Origin of the sequence: Mucilaginibacter sp. 3215, from assembly GCF_050433785.1 — a bacterium.
Lineage (GTDB): Bacteria > Bacteroidota > Bacteroidia > Sphingobacteriales > Sphingobacteriaceae > Mucilaginibacter.
In genome coordinates this window covers 95,368-111,274 of sequence record NZ_JBNPWO010000012.1, presented here as the reverse complement: position 1 = coordinate 111,274, position 15,907 = coordinate 95,368, and the positions used below count along the sequence as shown (strand labels likewise).

Annotated in this window: 18 protein-coding genes; 10 read left to right on the top strand and 8 right to left on the bottom strand. The window is 43.1% G+C overall.

From position 1 onward, the window contains the following. Positions 1–94: 94 nt before the first annotated feature. Positions 95–580, bottom strand: a complete 486-nt coding sequence (locus ABIC84_RS18815; RefSeq protein WP_429264529.1) for a hypothetical protein — start codon at positions 578–580, stop codon at positions 95–97. Between the two features lie 88 nt (positions 581–668). Then, positions 669–1,358 (bottom strand): 2,3-diphosphoglycerate-dependent phosphoglycerate mutase, encoded by a 690-nt coding sequence (gene gpmA, locus ABIC84_RS18810; RefSeq protein WP_429264528.1) that lies wholly within the window; start codon positions 1,356–1,358, stop codon positions 669–671. A 190-nt stretch (positions 1,359–1,548) separates the two neighbouring features. Between gpmA and ABIC84_RS18805 the strand changes: the two genes are divergently transcribed. The 5 genes from ABIC84_RS18805 to ABIC84_RS18785 all read left to right on the top strand — a co-directional run bounded on the left by ABIC84_RS18805 (position 1,549) and on the right by ABIC84_RS18785 (position 5,151). Continuing rightward, complete coding sequence (locus tag ABIC84_RS18805) at positions 1,549–2,139, top strand: acetate uptake transporter (protein WP_429264527.1); 591 nt, start codon at positions 1,549–1,551, stop codon at positions 2,137–2,139. 23 nt (positions 2,140–2,162) lie between these two features. Beyond that, on the top strand, positions 2,163–2,546 hold the full coding sequence (locus ABIC84_RS18800) for an SRPBCC domain-containing protein (protein WP_091164811.1): 384 nt from the start codon (positions 2,163–2,165) through the stop codon (positions 2,544–2,546). A gap of 58 nt (positions 2,547–2,604) precedes the next feature. Then, positions 2,605–3,381, top strand: coding sequence for an HAD-IIA family hydrolase (locus tag ABIC84_RS18795; protein WP_090525692.1), 777 nt, complete (start codon positions 2,605–2,607; stop codon positions 3,379–3,381). A gap of 312 nt (positions 3,382–3,693) precedes the next feature. After that, on the top strand, positions 3,694–4,710 hold the full coding sequence (locus ABIC84_RS18790; protein ID WP_429264526.1) for a serine hydrolase domain-containing protein: 1,017 nt from the start codon (positions 3,694–3,696) through the stop codon (positions 4,708–4,710). 18 nt (positions 4,711–4,728) lie between these two features. Then, entirely contained in the window at positions 4,729–5,151 is a 423-nt protein-coding gene (locus ABIC84_RS18785) for an acyl-CoA thioesterase (protein ID WP_429264525.1), read from the top strand. 2 nt (positions 5,152–5,153) lie between these two features. Here the strand turns inward: ABIC84_RS18785 and xerD are convergent, their stop codons facing one another. Then, complete coding sequence (gene xerD / locus ABIC84_RS18780; protein WP_429264524.1) at positions 5,154–6,053, bottom strand: site-specific tyrosine recombinase XerD; 900 nt, start codon at positions 6,051–6,053, stop codon at positions 5,154–5,156. Between the two features lie 40 nt (positions 6,054–6,093). Here xerD and aroQ point away from each other — a divergent pair, with 40 nt between their 5' ends. Together aroQ and ABIC84_RS18770 are read left to right on the top strand one after the other, a co-directional pair. Beyond that, a complete protein-coding gene (gene aroQ, locus ABIC84_RS18775; protein WP_429264523.1) occupies positions 6,094–6,513 on the top strand; it encodes a type II 3-dehydroquinate dehydratase in 420 nt (139 codons plus the stop codon). Positions 6,514–6,592: 79 nt separating this feature from the next. Then, positions 6,593–9,139 (top strand): mechanosensitive ion channel family protein, encoded by a 2,547-nt coding sequence (locus ABIC84_RS18770; protein ID WP_429264522.1) that lies wholly within the window; start codon positions 6,593–6,595, stop codon positions 9,137–9,139. On the opposite strand, the gene ABIC84_RS18765 is transcribed toward ABIC84_RS18770, so the two are convergent. Together ABIC84_RS18765 and ABIC84_RS18760 are read right to left on the bottom strand one after the other, a co-directional pair. Further along, positions 9,111–10,148, bottom strand: a complete 1,038-nt coding sequence (locus tag ABIC84_RS18765; protein ID WP_429264521.1) for a glycosyltransferase family 2 protein — start codon at positions 10,146–10,148, stop codon at positions 9,111–9,113. The two genes, ABIC84_RS18770 and ABIC84_RS18765, sit on opposite strands and share 29 nt — an antisense overlap. Then, entirely contained in the window at positions 10,145–11,029 is an 885-nt protein-coding gene (locus ABIC84_RS18760) for a lysophospholipid acyltransferase family protein (RefSeq protein WP_429264520.1), read from the bottom strand. Before ABIC84_RS18760 ends, ABIC84_RS18765 begins: the two co-directional genes overlap by 4 nt. A gap of 35 nt (positions 11,030–11,064) precedes the next feature. Between ABIC84_RS18760 and ABIC84_RS18755 the strand changes: the two genes are divergently transcribed. Both ABIC84_RS18755 and corA read left to right on the top strand, forming a co-directional pair. Then, positions 11,065–11,676, top strand: coding sequence for a WbqC family protein (locus ABIC84_RS18755; RefSeq protein WP_429264519.1), 612 nt, complete (start codon positions 11,065–11,067; stop codon positions 11,674–11,676). Next, on the top strand, positions 11,677–12,801 hold the full coding sequence (gene corA, locus ABIC84_RS18750; protein WP_354482882.1) for a magnesium/cobalt transporter CorA: 1,125 nt from the start codon (positions 11,677–11,679) through the stop codon (positions 12,799–12,801). Positions 12,802–12,893: 92 nt separating this feature from the next. Here corA and ABIC84_RS18745 read toward each other — a convergent pair whose 3' ends face one another. Further along, the gene (locus ABIC84_RS18745; protein ID WP_429264518.1) at positions 12,894–13,163 is read right to left on the bottom strand and encodes a DUF3820 family protein; all 270 of its coding nucleotides are present in this window, start codon (positions 13,161–13,163) and stop codon (positions 12,894–12,896) included. Positions 13,164–13,200: 37 nt separating this feature from the next. After that, entirely contained in the window at positions 13,201–14,136 is a 936-nt protein-coding gene (locus ABIC84_RS18740; protein WP_429264517.1) for an MBL fold metallo-hydrolase, read from the bottom strand. Positions 14,137–14,300: 164 nt separating this feature from the next. Between ABIC84_RS18740 and ABIC84_RS18735 the strand changes: the two genes are divergently transcribed. After that, the gene (locus ABIC84_RS18735) at positions 14,301–14,540 is read left to right on the top strand and encodes a hypothetical protein (protein WP_354482889.1); all 240 of its coding nucleotides are present in this window, start codon (positions 14,301–14,303) and stop codon (positions 14,538–14,540) included. 51 nt (positions 14,541–14,591) lie between these two features. On the opposite strand, the gene ABIC84_RS18730 is transcribed toward ABIC84_RS18735, so the two are convergent. Then, entirely contained in the window at positions 14,592–15,902 is a 1,311-nt protein-coding gene (locus ABIC84_RS18730) for an MFS transporter (RefSeq protein ID WP_354482892.1), read from the bottom strand. Positions 15,903–15,907: the final 5 nt, after the last annotated feature.

Here is a 15,907-nt window from a genome sequence, read left to right as displayed (position 1 = left end):
CATTTTCAGAAGTGGAACGGCTAACATATGACTGGCCGTAACAAAAAAAGCGTCCAAAAAGGCCGCTCTTTCAGTACATTAAAATCGTTCAAATTTATTTGGCAAAATAAGCCCCTATCCTTTTGGCAAAAGCTACCGTTAGTATACCGATAAATATTTTTGCCCCTGCCGATATTACGCTGCTTTGTTCATTAACGTTAGCAAGCGTATACAAGTGGTATAAAAAATCGGGAATAGTGCCAACCAACAATAACCCTCCTATTATTACCAAGGATATTTCGTAGATAACTTTTCGCTCCGCGAAAAGTTTCGCGTTTTCCTGGTAATCACTTTCATTGGTGATCCAGCGGGTGATTCTTTTTGTACCGGCAATTAACAGCACCGCCAGTACGATCAGGAAAATAAAGTTTAGCCCGTTTACCAGCAAAAGGTTTCCTTGATCGGCAGGCTGCTGTTCGACAGGAGAATTTGCATGGTTACTGATGAAAGTGATCAGGCCCGGAAGTTTAGAGATATCGGCCACCAGCAGGTATATACCCAGTATTTTAATGGCGACCTCATAGATGTCGGATTTTTTCATTCGACTTAATTAGGGATTAATTGGTTTATGGCTTACAAGATAAACAATTGTACTACAAGTAAAAGAGAAAGAAGATCCGCAGGACAAATTATTCCAGGTAATAGTGCCTGATCCTGTTTAAATCCCCATCAAGTTCATAAACCCAGGGGGTAGCGGTAGGGATTTCCAGCGAAGTGACTTCCTCATCATTTAAATTATCAATATATTTTATAAGCGAACGCAGGCTGTTACCATGTGCCGCTACAATAACCTTTTGATTGCGGCGCAAGGCCCTGACAATTCTTTCGTTCCAAAAGGGCAATACCCTGTCCATAGTTTCGCTCAGGTTTTCGGTCAGCGGGAGCTCACGCTCGGTCAGGTCCTTGTACCTGAGATCATGACCCGGATAGCGCGCATCATCTTTGGTTATAGCGGGCGGGTGTTCATTAGGGTCGCGCCGCCATTTTAACACCTGTTCTTCGCCGTATCGGGCAATGGTTTCATCTTTATTTAACCCTTGTAAGGCACCATAAAACCGTTCGTTCAACCGCCATGATTTTTCGACGGGGATCCATAAATGATCAAGTTCTTCCAAAATATAATGGAGCGTTTTAATGGATCTCTTTAAATAAGATGTAAAGCCGATATCAAAATTGTAGCCGTTTTTATTAAGGATCTTTCCGGCGCGATGGGCCTGTTCGTAACCTTTTTCTGACAGGTCGACATCTTCCCAGCCTGTAAATCTGTTTTCCTGGTTCCAGGTACTCTCGCCGTGGCGTATTAATACTAATTTTTGCATAGGTAGGTGTCTCTAAATCCCCCCTAATGGGGAAACTTTTATTGTTTGTTATTTAAAAGTCCGCTCTGCCGGACATGCTTTGAGTGGGGCCGTTTAATTATTGCAAAAGTAGGTTAAGGGTGTGAAAAACTTGCTTAATATTTATAAATCAGTTAGCTTGCGGTACAAACCAAATAAACTAAAACCTATTATGATCCCTACCACACCAGTACCAGTGAAGGATGGCATTGCCAACCCGGCGCCGCTTGGCCTTTGCGCTTTCGGAATGACCACCGTTTTATTAAACATTCACAATGCCGGTTTTTTTGAAATGAACACCATGATATTAGCTATGGGTATGTTTTACGGCGGTTTGGCGCAAGTTATTGCCGGTGTTATCGAAGCTAAAAAGAACAATACCTTCGGGCTGACAGCATTCACCTCTTACGGATTTTTCTGGCTTTCATTAGTGGGTCTATTGGTAATGCCTAAATTTGGCTGGGGAGCTGCGCCATCTGAAGAAGCCATGATCGCTTACCTAAGCATCTGGGGTGTATTTACCCTGCTGTTGTTTTTTGGAACATTGAGGCTTAACCGCGCGCTGCAATTTGTTTTTGCATCGTTAACTATATTATTTTTCCTGTTAGTGGCTGGTGATGTCACCGGCAATGTAGGGATTAAGCACCTTGCCGGTTATGAAGGTATTATTTGCGGCGCGTCGGCCATCTACACAGGTATTGCTAATGTTTTGAATGAGATTTACGGAAAAACTGTTTTGCCAATTGGCCCGGTGAAGGTTTAAATTATTTGAGCTAAATTGCGCGGGTGAAAGATTATAAAAAATATTACAGCATACCGGCCACTCCCGAAGAGATCTATATGGCCATCACCAACCCGGTTACCATTGAATTGTGGACTGGTGAAGTCGCAGAAATGTCGACAGAGCCCGGTACCGAATTTTCTATGTGGGATGGCAGTATCGTAGGTAAAAATATCGAGTTTGAACCCAATAAAAAAGTGGTTCAGCAATGGTATTTTGAAGGACAAAGCGATAACTCTATCGTTACCATCAAATTGCATGCTGATAAACAAGGCACTTCGGCCGAGTTAAGGCACACCAACATTCCCGATGACGATTATAATGATATTGTTGACGGGTGGAACGAGAGCTACTTTGGCGGCCTGATCGATTTTTTTGAGGGAGCTTAAAACGCCGGTTATTCAACATCACCTCTTTAATAAAACAAAACATTTATAATTTATACGCATGAAACAAGGTCTTTTAATTGATATGGATGGTGTAATTTACAGCGGCGAGGAACTGATACAGGGCGCCGATAAATTCATCAAACACCTTATTGATAACGATATACCATTTGCCTTTATGACCAACAACAGCCAGCGCACCAGCCTGGAGGTTGTACGGAAACTTAAAAGATTGGGAATAACTGTAGAAACAAAACATATTTATACAAGCGCCATGGCTACCGGGAAATTCCTGGGCGATCAAAGCCCTAACGGTACCGCTTTTGTGCTTGGCGAGGGCGGCCTATTGAGCAGTTTGCACGAAAACGGCATCACGCTTGTTGATTCCGACCCGGAGTTTGTTGTTTTGGGCGAAGGCCGCAACTTTACATTGGAAATGGTGCAACGCGCGGTCGACATGATCCTGGCAGGCGCTAAGTTTATAACCACCAACAGGGACCCATCTCCTAAAAAACCAGGCTGGAACAATTTAGGTATCGCAGCTACAACAGCCATGATTGAGGAAGCTACTGGCCGTAAGGCTTTTGTAACCGGCAAGCCAAGCCCGGTAATGATGCGCTCGGCAAGGAAATTCCTGGGCCTTGAAACTGCCGAAACGACTGTAATTGGCGATACGATGGAAACTGATATCCAGGGTGGTGTACAAATGGGATATAAAACCATCCTGGTGCTATCTGGTATCTCCAGTAAAGATCAGTTGAGCCATTACGCGTTTAAACCGGATATGGTAGCGAGCTCGGTTGATAAGATAGTTTTTCCGCTTAAGTGGTGGTCATAAAATAGATTCTGTATCCTCATTTAAAGCGGACGATCCACAAGATCGCCCGCTTTTTGTTTTTAGATATTTTAATAGGCGGGCAGAAATCCGGCAATAAGGTACAGCACTTAAAATATAAAATAACCTGTAACGAAATCTTTAATATTCGCGTCCCATTTAAAAACTTACCTTATGCAAAACATGCAATCTTCTCACATATACAATAAATATATCCGGGTGCTTATACTTACCTGTTTAGTTTTGTCCGGGCTCATCTGCAACTTACAAGCCCAGATCATAAGCCCAGCCGGGAAACTTATCAGTAACACTGCTATGGATGCTTTTTTGAAAAAACAAATGGATTCGTTGCAGCTCCCGGGGGTATCTATCGCATTTATAAATAAAGGTAAGATAGTTTATCACCGGGCTTTGGGTATAAAAGATATTAAAACAAAAGCGCCTGTAGACGAGCAGTCGATTTTTGAAGCAGCCTCACTTTCCAAACCAATATTTACTTATTGGGTTTTAAAAATGGCAGATCGCGGAATATTAAGCCTGGATACTCCTTTGTATAAATATCTTCCCTATCCTGATAACGCCCATGATGAGAGATACAAACTAATCACCGCCCGGATGGTGCTTTCTCATCAATCCGGGTTACCAAACTGGCGCTTCTTTCCTGCTGATTCTGCGTTGCACGTTAAACCCGGGAACCTTTACTTGAAATTTACACCCGGCACCTCATTTTTTTATTCGGGCGAGGGTTTTCTTTACCTGGGCAAAGTGATCGCTCATCTACTTAACCGGTCATTGCAAAATATAGAGCCGGTATTTGAACAAGAAGTGACCGTTCCCCTGCACATGGCCCACAGTTCGTTCACTGCTAATCCCTATATCCTGAAGCACAAGGTCTCAGGTCACCAGGAGGGGCATGTAGATCCTGTTGGTGGGTCAAATTGGCCAGTGTTACCATCTTTGCAGATAGATTCAAATACTTTTAACCCGGCGGCAACGCTGCATACCAATGCTTTGGACTATGCAACTTTCATCATAGCCTTAATGAAAGACAAAGGGTTGAGCAAGAACAGCATCCGGGAAATGTTCCGTCCGCAGTTAACTGTTCCGCTTGCCGAAGATTTCCGCAAAGCAGGCTATTCAGCCTGGGGATTGGGTATAGCAATAGCGCAAAACCCGGTGGGTACGTTTTACCTGCATTCGGGCAATAACGGTAATTTTCAATCCGGCTTCCTGATGGACAAGACACGGCAATCGGGCTATGTGTTTTTTACCAATTGTGATCATGGCGGCAGTTTTAATGAGAAGCTGATGGCTTTCCTGTCACTAAAATAGGATTACTATATTTGCTATATGGATACACCGCTCCAACTTTCCACCTTCGAATCTGAGTTTCGCGTACGCCCCGATGATATCGACATGTTTCAGCACGTGCATAACAGCAAGTATTTTGACTACGTGCTGGCTGCCCGCTATGATCAGATGGAACGCTGCTATGGTATGGCCATGGAAAAATTCATGGAGCGGGGATTTGGCTGGGTTGTGCGTACAGCCCATGTTGAGTACAAACGCGCCCTAACCATGGGCGATTACTTTATTGTAAAAACCGGCATTGAAAGTATTGACGACAAAGGCTGCCGTGTAAAGTTTACCATCACCAATAAAGCCACTAAAAAGATCTGCTGCGATGGTTGGTTTGATTATGTGATGATTGACATGGCTACCGGACGCGGTGCAAAGATCCCTCAGGATGTAATTGATCAGTACCTGATCTGACCTTAACTGCGCGGATGAAACTGGCTTATTGTACTTTTTAAATACTCCCTGTCCAAATGGGTATAAATTTCTGTTGTGGTGATGCTTTCATGTCCCAGCATCTCCTGTACCGCCCGTAAATCGGCGCCACCTTCAACCAGGTGTGTGGCAAAGGAGTGCCGAAAGGTATGCGGACTTATCTTTTTCTTCAATCCAATGGTTTCAGCCAACCCTTTGATGGTTAAAAAAATAATCTGCCGGCTTAACCTTGTACCCCGTCTGTTCAGGAAAACATAGTCCTCCTCACCTCTTTTTATTGGGTTATGTACTCTTACATTTTCTATCCAGATCTTCAGCGCTTTTATAGCTTCGCTGCCTATCGGCACCAATCGTTCCTTATTGCCTTTACCGGTCACCTTTATAAATTCAATATCAAGGTACAGGTTGGAGAGTTTTAGTTCGGTAAGCTCGGATACACGCAGGCCTGAACCGTATAGAGTTTCCAGGATGGCTTTGTTTCGCATGCCTTCGGGTTTGGAAAGGTCTAAGGCAGCTATAATTTTGTTGATCTCTTCATAGCTCAATGTATCCGGCAGTTTACGCCTGATCTTGGGCGATTCGAGCAGTTCTGACGGATCGGATTTAATAATATCCTCCATCAGCAGGTATTTATAAAACGCTTTGATCCCGGATAGGATCCTGGCCTGGGATGAAGGGATCATCCCCAGCTCATTTATCCAGTTGATGAACTCCCGTAAATTAGTTAAAGTAATTAATTCTGGTTTTAAGTTAACTAGCTGTGAATCTGAATATTGATATAGTTTTTCTATATCCCTGCTGTAAGCTTCGATAGAGTTGTCGGATAGCGACTTCTCTAATTTTAAATAAGCCTGGAAACCTTTTATTGCCGAACGCCAATCCAATTGATTTTAGTTTTGATGATTTATAGCTAAGTTTGAACTAATGAAGATACAAATTATAAACGGCCCCAATTTGAACCTGTTAGGCGTTCGCGAAAAATCAATTTATGGCGATGCCAGTTTTGAAACCTATCTTGAAACCCTGCGTCAACGCTTTGCAAACATCACCATTGATTATTACCAAAGCAACATTGAGGGCGAAATTATAAATAAACTGCATGAAATTGGTTTTAGTTACGATGGTATTGTAATAAACGCCGGCGCTTATACCCATACCTCCATTGCTATTGCAGATGCAATTTCTGCCATCAATACCCCGGTTATTGAAGTGCATATCTCCAACGTGCACAAGCGCGAGGAGTTCAGGCATAAATCAATGATAGCGGCCAGTTGTCGTGGTGTAATTGCGGGTTTCGGGATGGATAGCTATCGCCTGGCCATTGAAAACCTGTCGCTTAAATAATATTAAAATATTTTATCGTTTTGATAAAACGCTTTTGGTGTAAAAGCGTTTAAACATTGCTTTCAGCTTATTGTTCCAGATGCTTAAAATATTCAGGGTTGCCGCGCTAAGTTTACTTTTTATTACGCTGTTATTCAGTGTTGATGCATTTGCCCAAGCCAAAAAGAAAAAGCCAAGATCGGTAAGAGACTCGCTTCGCGCCTCTATCCTCTCGCGCGATTCGATGATGCGGGCGCTCAAACGCTCGGATACATCGGTCAATAACCTGCTGCAAAAGGTTGAATATTACACATCTGCCTTTAACCAGATCAAAAGCAACCTGTCAAAAAAGTTAGATACGGCAGAGATTAGCACGAAGCTGCCATCATTTGAAAGGCGGATTACGCTCATCAAATCGCTTATTGATAATGATAAATCAAGCACGTTAAGGTACCTGTATACCATCAGGGATGTGCTTACCCGCAGTGATGACCAGCTTGACCTTTGGCAGGAGCAGCTTGCGGATATCAACAGTAAACTTGTTCAAAATCAAAACGATCTGGACGCTATATCGCGCGACAGCGTTTTAAAGATCCTGCCTGCCGATAGCTCGCTGGCTACCACTTACCTCATCCAGAAAATAGCTATCGACAGTAAATACCATCGCCTGGACACCACTAACAAAAAGGTGATGGTAAAAGTAGGCCTGCTGCAAAACCGCACCTCGGCTGTTTATATTTCGATACTTGACCTTAAAGACCAGATTGATACCAAGATCAGGGATTTCAGCATCAGGGCGATGTCTCAGGAGTATAGCAACATATGGAACATGAATGCTGATGAAGGCAGTGATTTCGGCCCGGCAACAAAAGCTACGGCCGATATGAACGCCAAGCTGTTCAACTTTTTTATAGGTCGGGATATCCTGATCCATCTTTCTGGCTTGGTGGTTCTATTTGCTTTTTTTGCCTGGGTCCGCGCCAGTCGCCGTAGGATCACACGTGATAACGATACGCCCGAAAGTGTGTTTAGTCAGGCAAATTACGTTGTAAATTATCCGTTTGTATCCTCAGTTGTTTTAACTTTTACGTTGCTGCCTAACGTTTATGATCACCCGCCGGTAATTGTATTGGAGATGTTTTTATTGGTGCTGATGATTGCCCTGCTTTACCTCATAAAAAAGGCATGCCCTGTAACTATGTTCCGTTACATGCTGCAGCTATTTGGCATCACTATTATTTACAGCCTTAGCAATCTTTATATCCAGGTAACCAATATCGACAGGGTAGTTATTTTGATTTTAGGCTTGGCTGCGTCGGTAATAAGTTTCAGGTTTTTATCAGAAGTGCGCAAGGCCAGGGCTGATTACCTGCCTTATACCGGCTTTATATTGAAGGTTTTCATATTTCTGCAGGGGGCATCTTTTTTGTGCAATGTTTTCGGCAGGGTGAGTTTGGCTAAGATCATTGGTGTTAGTGTAGTTTATAACCTGTGGCTTGCCCTTGCTATGTATTATATAGTGCATATCATTATGGAAGCCTTGTTCCTGCAACTGGAAGCCGGTAAAAAGAGCAACAACCTTACTTCTTTTATCGATTATAAATTAATGCAAAATAAGTTCAGGAGTGTGCTGAGCATATTGGCTACCTTGCTATGGCTGGTAATGCTTACCCAAAACCTGAACGTTGAAGATACCGTATTTGATTACCTGGCCGATTTTCTGACCAAAAACCGCAGCATCGGGGGCACCAATACCCAGTTCACGTTTCAAAGCGTAATCATATTTGTGGCCGTGATCTGGCTGTCATCCATCGCGTCAAAGATCATCAGTTACCTTTATGATATTGCTGCCAAGCATGCCAATGATATTGATGTCGCCAAGAAAAAGAACCGCACCTCCACCCTGCTTATCCGAATTGGGGTGATTGCTTTAGGCTTTTTCCTGGCCGTTGCTGCTTCGGGCGTGCCTATTGATAAGATCACCATCATAATCAGCGCCTTTGGTATTGGTATTGGTTTTGGCTTACAGAATATTGTAAACAACCTGGTATCGGGTTTGATACTGGCTTTCGAGAAACCTATCCAGGTTGGTGATATTATTGAAGTTGACAGCCGTTCGGGTACTATTATGGATATCGGCATCCGTGCCAGTAAAATAGCCACTGCCGATGGCGCGGAGGTAATTATCCCTAACGGCGACTTAATATCCCACCACGTAATTAACTGGACCTTAAGCAATAACAACCGGCGGGTTGAACTGATTATCGGGGTAGCATATGGATCAAACATTGAGCAGGTTAAGGCAATATTGTTAAATTTATTAACTAACCATGATGATATCATGAACCAGCCATCGCCTTCTGTATTCCTGCATAATTTAAATGAAAGCTCGGTTGATTTCAGGGTGTTTTTCTGGGCAGCCGATATCAATACCTGGCTTGGACTTAAGAGCCGCGTATTAGCCGATATTTACGATGCATTTAACAGAGAAGGAATCGACATACCATTCCGCCAGCAGGATGTACGGGTGATATGGCCTAAGGGTTTGCCACCTATTAAGGTCGAGGGGCCCGGCATAATCAACGAAGCAGCAGAACCGGAACAGGGTGCAGATGACGTTAAAGCTCCGAAGGATCAAGATCAGTAAAATGGATCTTCTTTTTCACAAAGAAATCCCAAACAATACTGTTCCTGTATATACCTTTTGTGTTTTGTACCGCGTTACCTTTCGCCTTTTGCCTTTCGCCTTTAACCTTCTTAAAGAGGCTTAACACAAAGCTTTGATGTGCCCTGCTTACTGCCCAGGCATCTTTGCGTTTACCTTCCATCAAAAACCTGAACAAGGCCAGGAGATCCATTATAAAGCGGATGCCGATCACCCAAAACGCCCGCCAAAATGGAAGGTTCTTTTTTATAAGCAGCAGGTTATTCCTGAAATTGAGATAGGTCTTAAACGGGTTTTCGGCATTTAATGTACCGCCGCCAACGTGATATATGGTTGATCGCGCGCAGTACATTACTTTATAGCCCATGTTTTTTAAGCGCCAGCAAAGGTCGATCTCTTCCATGTGGGCAAAAAAGCTTTCATCAAAACCACCTGCTTCATCCCAGATGCTTTTTTTGATAAACAGCGATGCTCCTGACGCCCAAAACACTTCGCTCGATTGCTCATATTGGCCGTTATCCTTTTCCAGCTCGTAAAAGATCCTGCCGCGGCAAAAAGGATAGCCGTGCTTATCAATAAAGCCACCGGCAGCACCGGCATGTTCAAAGTATTCTTTTTGCGCGTATGACCGGATCTTTGGAGCAGCAGCAGCAATTAAACTATCGCTTTCCATTAATTCGATCACAGGTTCGATCCAGCCGGGGATTACCTCCACATCCGAATTAAGCAGGATATAATAATCAGCATCAACCTGGGCCAGCACCCGGTTGTAACCTCCTGTAAAACCGTAGTTTTTATCATTTTGGATAATCCTTACTGATGGATAGTTTTCGCGCATAAACGCCACTGAATCATCCGAAGAATCGTTATCGCCCATAACGATATCCAGGTTGGGATACGTTGATGACAATACCGAGGGAAGAAATTGTTTAAGGTACTTTACGCCATTCCAGTTTAAAATAACTACAGCAACTTTAGGTGTATGGGTCATCTATGTAAATCCTCCGGCTTAAATTTCCATCTCCGGTGCGACCATAGCCAATATTGCGGTTCTCTCCTGATCATCCCCTCAAGATATTTAACATGCATATCTGTTATTTCGTGTTCGGCAGTTTCTTTTGGTGTTTCGGTAAGCGGGATTAGCGTATATTCATAATATCCGCGTTTTACCCTTTTCATGTCGTAAAAAACAACAGCTGCGTCAATTGTTTTGGCAATTTTTTCGATACCCAAAAATACCGCAGTAGGCTGGTTTAAAAAATTGGTGAAATAGTTTACCTCATGCATCACGGGAGTTTGATCGCCCACGAGCACACTTACAGTAAGTTCTTTACGGTATTCAATCATTTTACGCAATGTTTGCTTCATGGCAACCGGCTGCCCACCAAACCTTGAACGGATCTTAATGAAAAAATCATCAAACGTTTTGTTCGACAGGTTTTTGTAAATGATCATAAACCTTTTATCGGTAACAAAGTTAAAATTGAGGGCGGCCATTTCCCAGTTGCAGTAATGGCCGGCAACAGCAATAATACTCTTACCTTTAGCAAAGTATTCAAACACCAGGTCGGAGTTGGTAGCCACTACCCTTTTTTGGATCTGTTTTTCTGATACGGTGATCATTTTAATGGTTTCCACTATCAGGTCGGCCAGGTAGCGATAATACTTTCGTTCAATATCATGACGTTGCTGATCTGTTTTTTCGGGAAAGGAATTGCGGAGGTTTTGCTGCACTACATCACGGCGGTAATGAACAACGTAGTAAATAATAACAAACGCGATATCGGATAAAATGTATAAAAACCAAAAGGGAAGCAACGAGATAAGGTATAAAATTAATATCCCTAACTTAGTAAAACCCTTTTTTATCATTATTTTAGCCAATTTTGAGCACAAACATAAAATATATGATTGAAAAAGGCGCTGTGTTACCCATGTTTTATCTTCCACCGGTAGATTATTTTGTACAGTTAAATACGTACAAGCCTGATATACTGATAGAAAGAGAAGAACATTTCCCCAAACAAACTTATCGCAACCGGGCCAATATCTACTCGCCCGATGGTGTACTGGCATTGGTGGTTCCGGTAATTAAAGGTTCAAAAAATCACACTAAAGTTAAAGACGTAAAAATCAGCTACGATTTTATGTGGCAGCGCCTGCACTGGCAAAGCTTGCAGGCTTGTTATCGCCGTTCGGCTTATTTTGAGTTTTATGAAGATGACTTTGCACCTTTTTATGAAAAACAAATTACCTACTTGTTTGATTATAATCAGGAGCTTTTGAGCCTGCTGCTTAAGCTCGCTAAAATAAAAACAGAATTAAATTACACGAATGAATACCAGGCCGAATATCCTAACCTGCACGATTTTCGGTTTTCTATCCATCCTAAAAAAGAAAGCGAAATGCAGCAGAAACCATATTTCCAGGTATTTGAAGACCGCAAGGGCTTTATGAAAAACCTGAGTATCATTGACCTGCTGTTTAACCAGGGCCCGCAAACCGTAAACTATTTGTAGATGAATGGCAACTTTAAACGCCTGCGTCTTAAAAAACACAAACACGCAGGAAATGTAGGTGACAGACCGGGTACTATCAGGGTAGCCGAGGATGCCCTGAAACCCATTATATCCGTTTACTCATACAATAAAGATGAGTTAGTAACATGCGAGGGCAAGGATATCAAAACAGCCTTAAAACAGCTAAATAAATGTGATAATCATACCCATTGGATCAAGATTAATGGTTTGGGCGATGCCTCGCTGATTGAGCAAATTGGTGAACATTGCAATATCAATCCCCTGGTTTTGGAGGATATTGCCAATACACACCAGCGCCCCAAATTTGATGAATACGAGGATTATGCCTTTTGTACCAGCCGCATCGTTCAATTCAATAAGGATAATGAGATCATCAACTGCCAGTTTTCAGCTATCATAAAAGATAATATCATCATTAGTTTTGAGGAGGACCACACCGAGCGCTTTGATGCTGTAAAAACACGTTTAAAAGCCGGGAAGGGCGCTATCCGTACCGCGGGACCCGGATATATGTGTTATGCGCTTACTGACACTATAATTGATACCTACTTTGTGCTGCTTGCCGAAATTGGAGATCATTTGGATGCGCTTGAAGATAAGCTTTATCTCAGCGCCGATAAAACCATCATGTTTAATGCCCAGCAATTAAAACGTACGCTCATTGTTGTACGCCGCGCCAGCTGGCCCGAGCGGGATAAGATCAATGACATGATCCGGTCTGAAAGTCCGTTGATAACGCCGGAAGTTAAATTGTTTTTACGCGACGCCTATGATCATTGCATCCAGGCCATGGACCTCATTGAAAACTATAAAGAGGTAACGTCAAGTATCATCGACCTGTACCTATCCATGGTAAGTAACCGCATGAACGAGATCATGAAGGTGCTTACTATCATTTCTGTGATCTTTATCCCGCTTACTTTTATAGCCGGTATATATGGGATGAATTTTTCCCGGCAGGATGATAAAGGCCATCTTCTGCCGGATAACATGCCGGAGCTATATTGGCACCATGGTTACATTTATGCTATCGTGTTTATGTTTTTGATAGCCATAATACAGGTGTTTGTATTTTGGAAGAAAGGCTGGTTTAACAGGTTGTAGCCCCCCCGGCCCCCTAAAGGGGAGTTATTGGCATAAAAAAGAAGCGTTACGAGTACTCCTTCTTTTTTTAATGAGATGGGTAAGAAACCTGATCAGAATCCTCCCCCTTTAGAGGGTCGGGGGGCTTGGGCTTGAACTTGTTTCTTCACCATATACAGGATCTCGCCCAGCCCATTTGTTTTGATCTCAAATGTGGTTGAAAGTAACATCCCCATTTTATCTTTACTAAAACCCTTGCCTGCCATCCATTCCAGGTATGATACCGGGATATCAGCTATAATGGTGCCTTTATATTTACCGTAAGGCATTTTAGTTTGTACAATATCGATGAGAATTTTTGGATCTGGTTTTAAATTTTCCACGCGGTAAAGGTAAGCACAAAGCGATGGGACTCTGCTCCTATTCCTGCAATCCTTTTATAATAAAAAACGTTGCGAGTGCAGCTGCGATGCCAACTGTTGCTTTTAAGATACTGCTGCTTACATAAGGCGGAATATAGGCTACGCCCATTTCATCGGCGACAACGGGATGCCCTACATAGCGGCCTTTTGCAGGTATTGCAACCTGCTCAAAGTTATCGGCCAGTTCATGCAATTGATCATGCAGCTCACGGCCGCGCATTATCGGGCCATGGCCTGTCGCTACTGTGCGTGGTTCAAGCGCGTCAAGCCTGCGTACCGATTGGGCAGCAGCTTCCCAGTCGGTGGTGAAATACCTCGGCGGTCCGGTTAACTTTTTAAGCGAACTAAATGAATATAAAGCTGATTCGGTCTTAGTAGTTGAAAAGGCATCCCCGATTACAAGGGTCGAATTTATTGGCAAAAACAGGGAAATATGGCCCGGTGTATGCCCGGGTGTGTGGATCACTTTCCATTCGGGCAATTCGGGGACCCCTTCCTCCATATCAATTGCCTTTACTTTGGAGCCCAGGTTTATGGGTGCCGTAGGGAAAAACACAGATAACAAGCTCATCATCCCGTCAGTCAGCGTTGGATCGGCGGGCGGATATGACGACAGGCCGGTTAAATACGGTAATTCAAGCGAGTGGGCATAAACCGGTACATTCCAAATCTCCAAAAGCTCTGCCAGGCCTCCTGCATGGTCAGCATGCCCATGTGTAAGCACAATAGCCGCAGGTCTGGTTCCCGGTCCAAAAAGCTCCTCGGCCATAGCAATGATTTTCTTGGCCGAACCTTTTAATCCCGTATCCACCAAAACCCAGCCTTTGGCAGCACCGGGACGGTTAGCGATCATGTAAACGTTAACAAATAATAGTTTAGTTCCCCATACCCTTTGCGATACCTGGAAATATTTTGTACTGAGCCTTCTGTTCATGGTTTATAATTATTAACAAAACGTAACTCGTGTATTAAAAGTTTTAGCAGCCTTAAATTTAAACACAATTTTATCAGTCTAAAAAATATGACATGATCGCCAGCCCAAGACTGATGCAAACAGAAATTGCCCGAATTATGTTAGCTTAATAAATTATAAAAACTATGGAACAACAATTTGATGCCACACTTACGGGGACTGACAGCATTATCGAAGGCACAGCGCAACAGGTAATCAATCGCGGGTACGCAAACGCCTATGAGTTTAAATCAATAGATGAAACACTGCATTTGGTAATAGCCAAAGATGAAGACGGCGAATGGATCAGGATTGATGGTACAGAGCCTTACCTTTCAAGCTGGATTGATGAACTGGCCGAACAGGCCGTAAGTCACTCTTTATAAAAAATAAAGCCGGATCATTTGACCCGGCTTTATTTTTTATATTTCATATGGTTAATCCAATTCAATTGGTTTCATTTTGGGCACCAGGAAATGCATAATGAGCCAGGCCAAAATGTAAGCGCTTCCGCAAACAAAAAACATAATATAATAAGCTATCTCAATTTTACCGATTGACCGGTAATACACAAAGAGGTTTTTTTGCACGGCAAGCGACAGGAACACCCCACCGATAGAGCCGAACATGCCACCTAAGCCCGTTACCGAACCAATAGTACGTTTTGGGAACATATCCGAAACTGTGGTGAATATATTAGCGCTCCATGCCTGGTGCGCCGAAGCTGCTATACCAATTACGATAACGGCAAGCCACATATTAACACCGCCCAAAATTTGGGCAAATATGATAGGTATTACTGCCAGTGCATAAATAAACATGGATGTTTTACGGGCTTTAAACACCGGCCATTTATTTTTAATCAGGTTCATGGGCAGCCAACCGCCGCCAACGCTGCCAAAGGTAGACATGGTATAAACCAACGCAACAGGAATGGCTATTTCTGTGCCTTTTAAATGATACTGGCTTTCCAAAAAGTCGGGGAGCCAGAACAGATAAAACCACCATATAGGGTCGGTAAGGAATTTGCCTACAACAAAGGCCCAGGTTTGCTTAAACGAAAGCAGCTTGCCCCATGATATTTTCTTTTGCTCAACTGGCTGCAAAGCTTCAGTTTGACTGTCATGATCACTGTTGATGTAATCAAGCTCGGCTTTTGATACCTTACTATGTTTTGAAGGTGCACGATAATTAACCTGCCAAAGCACCAGCCATATAAAACCAATAGAACCTGTGATAATAAATGCCCAGCGCCATCCCCAGGCAGCTGCGATAAACGGAACCGTTAAAGGTGCAACTATAGCACCTATATTTGCACCCGAGTTAAAGATCCCCGTAGCAAATGCACGTTCTTTTTTCGGAAACCACTCGGCAACGGTTTTAATGGCTGCAGGAAAATTTCCAGCTTCACTAAGACCCAACGCAGAACGCACCACACCGAAACCAAAGGTGCCGCCAACAAAAGCGTGGCACACAGCCGAAATACTCCACAACAGTGTTGAAAGGAAATAGCCGAGTTTGGTGCCTATCTTATCGATGATCCGTCCGGCGGCCAGCAAACCTATTGAATAAGCTATTTTAAAAGCTATCTCAATGTTTGCATAATCACCATCATTCCATTTAAACTCTTTGGTAAGGTCTGATTTAAGCAAACTGATTACTGCCCGGTCAAGGTAATTAACGGTTGTTGCGAAAAATACCAGCGAGCAGATCACCCAGCGGTAGTTTCCAACTTTTTCTTCTCTCATTATAA

Bases quoted from the DNA above. Each gene is read 5' to 3' on its own strand.
- ABIC84_RS18730 (WP_354482892.1), bottom strand. From the start codon at position 15,902: ATGAGAGAAGAAAAAGTTGGAAACTACCGCTGGGTGATCTGCTCGCTG.
- ABIC84_RS18755 (WP_429264519.1), top strand. From the start codon at position 11,065: ATGATTGAAAAAGGCGCTGTGTTACCCATGTTTTATCTTCCACCGGTA.
- gpmA (WP_429264528.1), bottom strand. From the start codon at position 1,358: ATGCAAAAATTAGTATTAATACGCCACGGCGAGAGTACCTGGAACCAG.
- ABIC84_RS18815 (WP_429264529.1), bottom strand. From the start codon at position 580: ATGAAAAAATCCGACATCTATGAGGTCGCCATTAAAATACTGGGTATA.
- aroQ (WP_429264523.1), top strand. From the start codon at position 6,094: ATGAAGATACAAATTATAAACGGCCCCAATTTGAACCTGTTAGGCGTT.
- ABIC84_RS18770 (WP_429264522.1), top strand. From the start codon at position 6,593: ATGCTTAAAATATTCAGGGTTGCCGCGCTAAGTTTACTTTTTATTACG.
- ABIC84_RS18790 (WP_429264526.1), top strand. From the start codon at position 3,694: ATGGATGCTTTTTTGAAAAAACAAATGGATTCGTTGCAGCTCCCGGGG.
- ABIC84_RS18740 (WP_429264517.1), bottom strand. From the start codon at position 14,136: ATGAACAGAAGGCTCAGTACAAAATATTTCCAGGTATCGCAAAGGGTA.
- ABIC84_RS18765 (WP_429264521.1), bottom strand. From the start codon at position 10,148: ATGACCCATACACCTAAAGTTGCTGTAGTTATTTTAAACTGGAATGGC.
- ABIC84_RS18805 (WP_429264527.1), top strand. From the start codon at position 1,549: ATGATCCCTACCACACCAGTACCAGTGAAGGATGGCATTGCCAACCCG.
- ABIC84_RS18760 (WP_429264520.1), bottom strand. From the start codon at position 11,029: ATGATAAAAAAGGGTTTTACTAAGTTAGGGATATTAATTTTATACCTT.
- ABIC84_RS18735 (WP_354482889.1), top strand. From the start codon at position 14,301: ATGGAACAACAATTTGATGCCACACTTACGGGGACTGACAGCATTATC.
- corA (WP_354482882.1), top strand. From the start codon at position 11,677: ATGAATGGCAACTTTAAACGCCTGCGTCTTAAAAAACACAAACACGCA.
- ABIC84_RS18795 (WP_090525692.1), top strand. From the start codon at position 2,605: ATGAAACAAGGTCTTTTAATTGATATGGATGGTGTAATTTACAGCGGC.
- ABIC84_RS18785 (WP_429264525.1), top strand. From the start codon at position 4,729: ATGGATACACCGCTCCAACTTTCCACCTTCGAATCTGAGTTTCGCGTA.